Here is an 8,206-nt window from a genome sequence, read left to right on the forward strand (position 1 = left end):
GGGCCGGATATTGTCGCCGACCGCGGCCCGGCAAGCAAAGAAGTCCGTACCAGCGGCCGCCACACCTGCCTTTTCCCGCGCATATTCAATCACTTGCCGGTGATCCCGGGCCACCGGCGCAGCGGCCCGATGCGCCGCGATGGCGCCGGCGGCCACGCCCTATACTGGCCGCCGTCGTCAGGATAGGAGTTCCGGCGTGTCGCCCAGTCCTTCGCTCATCGATCGCATCGAATCGATCCCGCGCCGCGAACTGTATTTTTTCGCGCTGTACCGGGTGCTGGTGGCCTCGCTGATCGCCGCGCTGCTGTTCAGCCCGCTGTCGATGCTGGTCGGCGAGGCGAATCACCCGCGCCTGGCCGATATCGTCTCGATCAGCTATCTGGCCGTCTCGCTCGGCCTGCTGCTGTGGGGCCGCAACGAGCGCTGGCTGGACACCATCGTGTTCTGGAGCGTGGCCAGCGACATCCTCGCCGCCACCCTGCTCACCCATGCCCTGCCCGGGGCCAGTGCCGGCATTTCGATGTCGCTGCTGTTCAACATCGCCGCCGCGGCGATGCTGCTGCCGCTGGCGCGCGGCATGCTGATCGCGGTGCTGGCCAGTGCCGCCACGGTGGTCGAATTCGGCTGGCGCGCGCTCGAAGGCGATGGCACCGCCCGCACCGTCGCCGAGCTGGCCATGTTCATCACCAGCTATCTGGCGCTGGCCTACATCAGCCACCAGATCGGCCATCGCGCCCGCCGCAACCAGCAGCTGGCCGACCAGCGCGGCGCCGAAGTGGCCAACCTGTTCGAGATCAACGAGCTGATCATCCGCCGCATGCGCACCGGGGTGCTGGTGGTCGATGGCGAAGGCCGGATGACCCTGGCCAACGAAGCGGCTTCGGCGCTGCTCGGCGATGGCGGCAGTGACCTGGCCGGCGGCCGCGTTGGATTGGCCAGCGTGGCCCCGGAGCTGGGCCGCCGCCTGCAACGCTGGCGCAATGGCTGGGCCGAAGACGAGCTGCCGTTGCAACTGGCCCCCGACCAGCCCGAGATCCAGCCCCGCTTCGCCCGCCTGCTGGCCGACAGCGACCTGACCCTGGTGTTCCTGGACGACTCCACCGTGGTCTCGCGCCGCGCCGAATCGCTGACCCTGTCCACCCTGGGGCGGTTCTCGGCCAGTCTCGCCCACGAGATCCGCAATCCGCTGGCCGCGATCAACTACGCCACCCAGCTGCTGGAAGAATCCACCGATATCGGCGATGCCGACCGCCGCCTGCTGCAGATCATCCACCAGCAGTGCCAGCGCACCAACGGCATTGTCGAAAGCGTGCTCGGCCTGGCCCGGCGCGAGCGCGCCAACCCGGAAAACCTGGAGCTGAGCAGCTTCGTACGCCGCTTCGTACTGGAATACCGGCAGAGCCTCTCGATCGAGACCGACAGCCTGGAAGTGATCATCAACCAGTCCTCGGTGACCGCGCTGATGGACCCCCGGCACCTGCACCAGATCCTCACCTCGCTGGTGCACAACGCGCTCAAGTACGGGCGCATCGCCGAAGAGCCGGCGCGGGTGCGGCTGCGGGTGGCCACCGCCGAACGCAGCGCGGTGATCGATGTGATGGACCGCGGCCCGGGCATTCCCGACGCGGTGGCCGCGCAACTGTTCCGGCCGTTCTACACCACCTCCGAACACGGCACCGGGCTGGGCCTGTATATCGCCAAGGAGCTGTGCCGCGCCAACCAGGCCCAGCTGGACTACATTTCGGTGCCGGCCGGCGGCGCCTGCTTCCGCGTGATCATGGCCGCGCCGCAGGCGATTCTGGCCGGGTGAGCCTGCCGCGGCACGCGCGCGGCAACACGATTTGTCGGAAAGTGCCGTCCTCGGCTATCTTTCGGGCATGAATGCGACCCACAGTGCCCTCGTCGTCGACGACGAACGTGACATCCGCGAACTTCTGGTTCTCACCCTCGGCCGCATGGGACTGCGCGTCAGCACCGCCGCCAACCTGGCCGAAGCCCGCGAGCTGCTGGCCAGCAACCCCTACGCGCTGTGCATCACCGACATGCGCCTGCCCGATGGCAACGGCATCGAACTGGTCAGCGAGATCAACCGCGACTACCCGTGCACCCCGGTGGCGATGATCACCGCCTTCGGCAGCATGGATCTGGCGGTCGAGGCGCTGAAGGCCGGCGCGTTCGATTTCGTCAGCAAGCCGGTGGACATCAACGTGCTGCGCGGGCTGGTCAAGCACGCCCTGGAACTCAACAACAGCGAACGGGCGCCGGCCGCGCCGCCGCCGGAAAACGCCTCGCGCCTGCTCGGCGACTCGGCGGTCATGGACGAGCTGCGCGCCACCATCGCCAAAGTCGCGCGCAGCCAGGCGCCGGTCTACATCCTGGGCGAATCCGGGGTCGGCAAAGAGCTGGTCGCGCGCACCATCCATGCCCAGGGCGGGCGCGCCAACGGCCCGTTCGTCCCGGTCAACTGCGGCGCCATTCCCAGCGAACTGATGGAAAGCGAGTTCTTCGGCCATCGCAAGGGCAGTTTTACCGGTGCCCACGCCGACAAACCCGGGCTGTTCCAGGCCGCGCATGGCGGCACCCTGTTCTTGGACGAAGTGGCCGAGCTGCCGCTGCAGATGCAGGTCAAGCTGCTGCGCGCGATCCAGGAAAAATCGATCCGCCCGGTCGGCGCCTCGATCGAGATCCCGGTCGATGTCCGCATCCTTTCCGCCACCCACAAAGACCTGGCTGATCTGGTCCACGACGGCCGCTTCCGCCACGACCTGTACTACCGCATCAACGTGATCGAGCTGCGGGTACCGCCGCTGCGCGAACGTGGCGGCGACCTGCCGCAACTGGCCGCCTCGATCCTGGCGCGGCTGGCGCAGTCGCACGGCCGGTCGATTCCGCTGCTGGCCACCTCCGCACTGGAGGCATTGGCCGGGTACGGCTTCCCCGGCAACGTGCGTGAACTGGAAAACATCCTCGAGCGCGCGCTCGCCCTGGCTGAGAACGACAGCATCGGCGCCAGCGACCTGCGCCTGCCGCAACCGCTCCCCCGCCACGCGCCCAGTACCGGCGCCCCTGCCCAGGAAGCGGTCGTGGACATCGACCCGGCCAGCTCCGCCCTGCCCTCGTACATCGAGCAGATGGAGCGCGCCGCGATCCAGAAGGCGCTGGAGGAAAACCGCTGGAACAAGACCAAAACCGCGGCCAAGCTCGGCATCACCTTCCGCGCCCTGCGCTACAAGCTGAAAAAGCTGGAAATGGAATAAGCGGCAAAGCGCCCACGCCTCCACGGCCTCCCCGTAGAGCGGGGCAACGCCCCGCTGCCCTCCCCACCGGGTAACACTGCGGCTGCCGGGCGCTGCCCGGCACTACGAGGCCTGCCTCCCCGTAGAGCGGGGCAACGCCCCGCTGCCCTCCACACCCGGCACCCCGAAGCTGCCGGGCCCCGCCCGGCCCTACGAGGCCTGCCTCCCCGTAGAGCGGGCCACGCCCCGCTGCCCGCCACACCCGGCACCCCGAAGCTGCCGGGCACCGCCCGGCCCGACGAGGCCTGCCTCCCCGTAGAGCGGGCAACGCCCCGCTGCCCTCCACACCCGGCACCCCGAAGCTGCCGGGCACCGCCCGGCACTACGAGGCCTGCCTCCCCGTAGAGCGGGCAACGCCCCGCTGCCCTCCACACCCGGCACCCCGAAGCGGCCGGGCACCGCCCGGCACTACGAGGCCTGCCGCCCCGTAGAGCGGGGCAACGCCCCGCTGCCCGCGACACCCGGCACCCCGTAGCTGCCGGGCCCCGCCCGGCAAAACGAGGCCTGCCTCCCCGTAGAGCGGGCAACGCCCCGCTGCCCTCCACACCCGGCACCCCGAAGCTGCCGGGCACTGCCCGGCACCACAAATCGGCTTATCCGGAAATTCCGACATCTGGCCGGGCGAACGCCTGACATCCGTCATCGCGGCAACCGCGCCACGCTGTCCGCATGGCAAGCCCCAGACTCCTGCGTGGCCGCGTGTCACACATCGGCACTCTCTACTCGATCACCACCGTAACCGCCGGGCGGCGCCCCCTGTTCCGCGCTGATGGCAATGCCCGGATCGTGATCGACGCGATGCGTCGGTCCGACCGCAACAAACTCACCTGCACTCTGGCCTGGGCGGTAATGCCCGACCACCTGCACTGGTTGATCCAACTCCGACGCGGCACATTGGCCGACTGTTTGCGGGAACTGAAATCGCACTCGGCCAAACACATCAACCAGCTGAATCAAGCGCGCGGTAGCGTCTGGCAGGCCGGTTACCACGACCATGCCGTGCGGCACCACGAATCCCTGCATGCCCTAACCGCGTACATCCTGCACAACCCGGTACGGGCCGGCCTGTGTACGCACCCAAGCGGTTACCCCTACGTCTGGTGCCGCTGGCCGGACCACGCCAATCCCCCGTAGAGCGGGGCATCGCCCCGCTGCGCCCGTGTTCCCCGATATACCTTCACCATCCGGCCGCGCCCTTGCCTCGCCACTCTCCGCGATTGCCGGGCGCTGCCCGGCACTACAAACCCGTGCGTTCTGATGCTGGCCACCCCCGAGGCTGCCGGGCGTTGCCCGGCCCTACATAACGCTGGCCACGGCCCCAGCCACCCAAAAAAACGCCGGGCAATACCCGGCGCTGGAAACCCTGTAGAGCGGGGCAACGCCCCGCTGCGCCCGTGTTCCCCGATGTACCTTCACCATCCGGCCGCGCCCTTGCCTCGCACTCTGCGCGATGGCCGGGCAATACCCGGCGCTGGAAACCCCGTAGAGCGGGGCACCGCCCCGCTGCGCCCGTGTTCCCCGAGGTACCTTCACCATCCGGCCGCGCCCTTGCCTCGCACTCTGCGCGATTGCCGGGCAATACCCGGCGCTGGAAACCCCGTAGAGCGGGGCAACGCCCCGCTGCGCCTATGTTCCCCGATGTACCTTCACCAACCAGCCGCGCCCTTGCCTCGCCACTCTCCGCGATTGCCGGGCGTTGCCCGGCACTACAAACCCGTGCGTTCTGTTGCTGGCCACCCCAGGCTGCCGGGCGCTGCCCGGCACTACAAACCCGTGCGTTCTGTTGCTGGCCACCCCCGAGGCTGCCGGGCGTTGCCCGGCACTACATAACGCTGGCCACGATCCGGCCACCCACAAAAACGCCGGGCAATGCCCGGCGCTGAAACCCTGTAGAGCGGGGCAACGCCCCGCTGCGTCCATCAGTCCTTGGTCACCCGGTTGATCTCGGCCAGGCTGGTGATGCCGGCCGCGGCCTTCTTCAACGCCGACTGCCGCAGGTCGTTGACCTTGGCCTTCTGCGCCGCCTCGGCAATGTCCATGGCGTTGCCGCCTTCCAGCACGATCGCGGCGATCTCATCGCTCATCGGCATCACCTGGTAGATGCCGCAACGGCCCTTGTACCCCTCGGTGCACTCATCGCAGCCCACCGGCTCGTACAGCGAAAGGTGGGGAATCTGCTCCGGGGTGAAGCCTTCGGCCAACAGCGCGTTCTCCGGCAGCTGCACCGGCTTCTTGCAATTGCCACACAGCCGCCGTGCCAGCCGCTGCGCGATCACCAGCGTCACCGAACTGGTGATGTTGTACGGCGCGATGCCCATGTTCATCAGGCGCGCGATGGTCTGCGGCGCGTCGTTGGTGTGCAGCGTGGACAGCACCATGTGCCCGGTCTGCGCGGCCTTGATCGCAATCTCCGCCGTTTCCAGATCGCGGATTTCGCCGACCATGATGATGTCCGGGTCCTGGCGCAGGAACGAGCGCAGCGCCACGGCAAAGGTCATGCCGCGCTTGGTGTTCTGCTGCACCTGGTTGACGCCGGGCAGGCGGATTTCCACCGGATCTTNCGAGCGCAGCGCCACGGCAAAGGTCATGCCGCGCTTGGTGTTCTGCTGCACCTGGTTGACGCCGGGCAGGCGGATTTCCACCGGATCTTCGGCGGTGGAAATATTGCGCGTTTCATCGTTGAGGATGCCCAGCGCGGTATACAGCGACACCGTCTTGCCCGAACCGGTCGGGCCGGTCACCAGCACCATGCCGTACGGCTTGTGGATCGCATCGAGGAACAGCTTCTGCTGGTCGGGCTCGTAACCGAGCTTGTCGATGCCCAGCTTGGCCGCACTGGCATCCAGGATACGCAGCACGATCTTCTCGCCAAACAGCGTCGGCAGCGTGCTCACGCGGAAGTCGATCTGCTTGGTCTTGGACAGGTTGAGCTTGATGCGTCCATCCTGCGGCACCCGCTTCTCGGCAATGTCCAGCTGCGACATCACCTTCAAACGCGCGGCGATGCGCTGGTTGAGCTTGACCGGCGCCTTGGCCACGTTCTTGAGCAGGCCGTCGATGCGGAAACGCACCCGGTAATCGTCTTCGTAGGGCTCGAAGTGGATGTCCGAAGCGCCCTTGCGGATCGCATCCACCAGCACCTTGTTGACGAACTTGACCACCGGCGTGTCATCGCCCTTGGCATCGACCCCGCTGTCGCCACCCGCCCCCATGTCCTCGTCGTCGGAGGAAACCTCCAGGTCGCCCATGCCCTCGTCGTCACCGCCCAGCGCATTGCCGAGGGTGTCGTTGCTGGCCTGCCAGGCCTCCAGCGTGCGGCGGATCTGATCCTCGTCCACCAGAATCGGCTCCACCACCAGATTGGTGTGGAACTTGATCTCATCCAGCGCATGGGTCGGGTTGCTGGTGCCGATGAACAGCTTGCCGCCGCGCTTGAACAGCGGCAGCACCTGGTGCTTGCGCAGCAGTTCCTCGCTGACCAGCTTGATCGCGCTGTGGTTGCTGTCGAACACCGACACATCCAGCAACGGCATGCCGAATTCCAGCGCGTTGGCCGCGGCCAGCTGCGCCGCCGTCACCAGCTTCTTCTCGGCGAACCATTGCGGCAACGGCATCTTCGCCGCCGTCGCCTGGGTCATCGCAGTACGGGCGGCGGCCTCATCAAGCACACCGTCCTGGACCAGGCGACGGGCGATACCGGTGATGCCGACAAGATTTGCAGTAGTGGCCATGCCATTCATATTAATCCTTAGCTATTTGCATCACTCATCAAGCTCTGCAATCGACGGCCATCCAGAGCAAATAAAACCAACTAATCCACCCCAAAGCCACCCACACCAGCAACTCCGCAAACATTAAAAATTACGCGACCAGTTACTCTTGAAAAATCTAACGACACGATCCTGGAAGATACCTTTCATGAATTCCCCCAGCGGCACTCTCACAATTCCAATATAAAACACCCTTATTCAACACCGGTGACAGGCCGAGTATTTTTCCAGCAATATTCGGATTGGCTGAAGAGGCGAACTTAATATTTATCACAGCATCACCGTCATTCAACACAACCGACTCAACGTACCTACCATTTATGGAGCCAGCCTGCGGAAGTCCGGCCTTCTCGTTTGTTATTCCATCGAAGGTACCGTATTCCGCAAAATACTCAGCCGATCGTGCGCGCGCATCTCCAGCCAAGCCGAGCCCTTCTATCACCTGCGACCGGATAACATAATCCTGATAGGCAGGGATGGCGATTGCCACAAGAACAGCAATAATCGCAACGGCGATCATCAATTCGATCAACGTGAAGCCGCGCACCAGGATCTTCATGCCTCGCCACCTCAATAGAAGCCTGGCCCAGTCGCCTAGGCAACTTTTCCCAAATAAAAGCACCCCCAAAAGGGGGTGCTTGCGGGGTTCTTACTAAGACGTAAGTCCAGTAAAAATCAAGTACCCGCACATGCCTTGGGCAGATACTTCTGAGCAGCATTAGAAGTACAAGTCCAAACATTGGAACCCTTGTCAGCATTGGAAAGGGTCAACGTCAAGGTAGCGCTCTGAATACCCTTGGAAACCCCAGCGGCCTTCATAGCCGCTACGATGGTGCAGCCACCTGAAGCAGCAGCGGCACCACCAACGGTGACGGAGTTGACGTACTTGCCCTTGATATCAGTAGCATCATCGATGCCATTAGCTCCATTCGCCGGGCAGGTTCCATCCTGAGCAAACACCTCGGACACTGCGACCTTCTGCCCGCTGGCCAAAGTCATGGCTTCCGACATCTGAGAGCGGGCGATGTAGTCTTGATAAGCCGGAATTGCAATGGCAGCCAAGATGGCAATGATCGCGACCACGATCATCAGTTCGATCAGCGTAAAGCCCTGTTGCTTCTTCATGCGTACATCCCCTAG

Annotated in this window: 6 protein-coding genes; 3 read left to right on the top strand and 3 right to left on the bottom strand. The window is 65.1% G+C overall.

All coding sequences use genetic code 11. The features are described from left to right. Positions 1-196 precede the first annotated feature (196 nt). The 3 genes from QZH66_RS09715 to QZH66_RS09725 all read left to right on the top strand — a co-directional run bounded on the left by QZH66_RS09715 (position 197) and on the right by QZH66_RS09725 (position 4,430). Positions 197-1,810, top strand: a complete 1,614-nt coding sequence (locus tag QZH66_RS09715) for a PAS domain-containing sensor histidine kinase (RefSeq protein ID WP_305805740.1) — start codon at positions 197-199, stop codon at positions 1,808-1,810. A gap of 67 nt (positions 1,811-1,877) precedes the next feature. Beyond that, positions 1,878-3,257: a sigma-54 dependent transcriptional regulator gene (locus QZH66_RS09720; protein WP_305805741.1), complete on the top strand. Its 1,380-nt coding sequence runs from the start codon at positions 1,878-1,880 to the stop codon at positions 3,255-3,257. Between the two features lie 708 nt (positions 3,258-3,965). After that, entirely contained in the window at positions 3,966-4,430 is a 465-nt protein-coding gene (locus QZH66_RS09725; RefSeq protein WP_305805742.1) for a transposase, read from the top strand. A gap of 785 nt (positions 4,431-5,215) precedes the next feature. On the opposite strand, the gene QZH66_RS09730 is transcribed toward QZH66_RS09725, so the two are convergent. From QZH66_RS09730 to QZH66_RS09740, 3 genes are all read right to left on the bottom strand, one after another. Then, positions 5,216-7,036 (bottom strand): type IV pilus assembly protein, encoded by a 1,821-nt coding sequence (locus QZH66_RS09730; protein ID WP_305805744.1) that lies wholly within the window; start codon positions 7,034-7,036, stop codon positions 5,216-5,218. Positions 7,037-7,184: 148 nt separating this feature from the next. Continuing rightward, a complete protein-coding gene (locus QZH66_RS09735; RefSeq protein ID WP_305805745.1) occupies positions 7,185-7,625 on the bottom strand; it encodes a pilin in 441 nt (146 codons plus the stop codon). 116 nt (positions 7,626-7,741) lie between these two features. Beyond that, positions 7,742-8,191: a pilin gene (locus tag QZH66_RS09740; RefSeq protein ID WP_305805748.1), complete on the bottom strand. Its 450-nt coding sequence runs from the start codon at positions 8,189-8,191 to the stop codon at positions 7,742-7,744. Positions 8,192-8,206 lie beyond the last annotated feature (15 nt).

The organism is Stenotrophomonas sp. YIM B06876, assembly GCF_030711595.1.
GTDB lineage: Bacteria > Pseudomonadota > Gammaproteobacteria > Xanthomonadales > Xanthomonadaceae > Stenotrophomonas.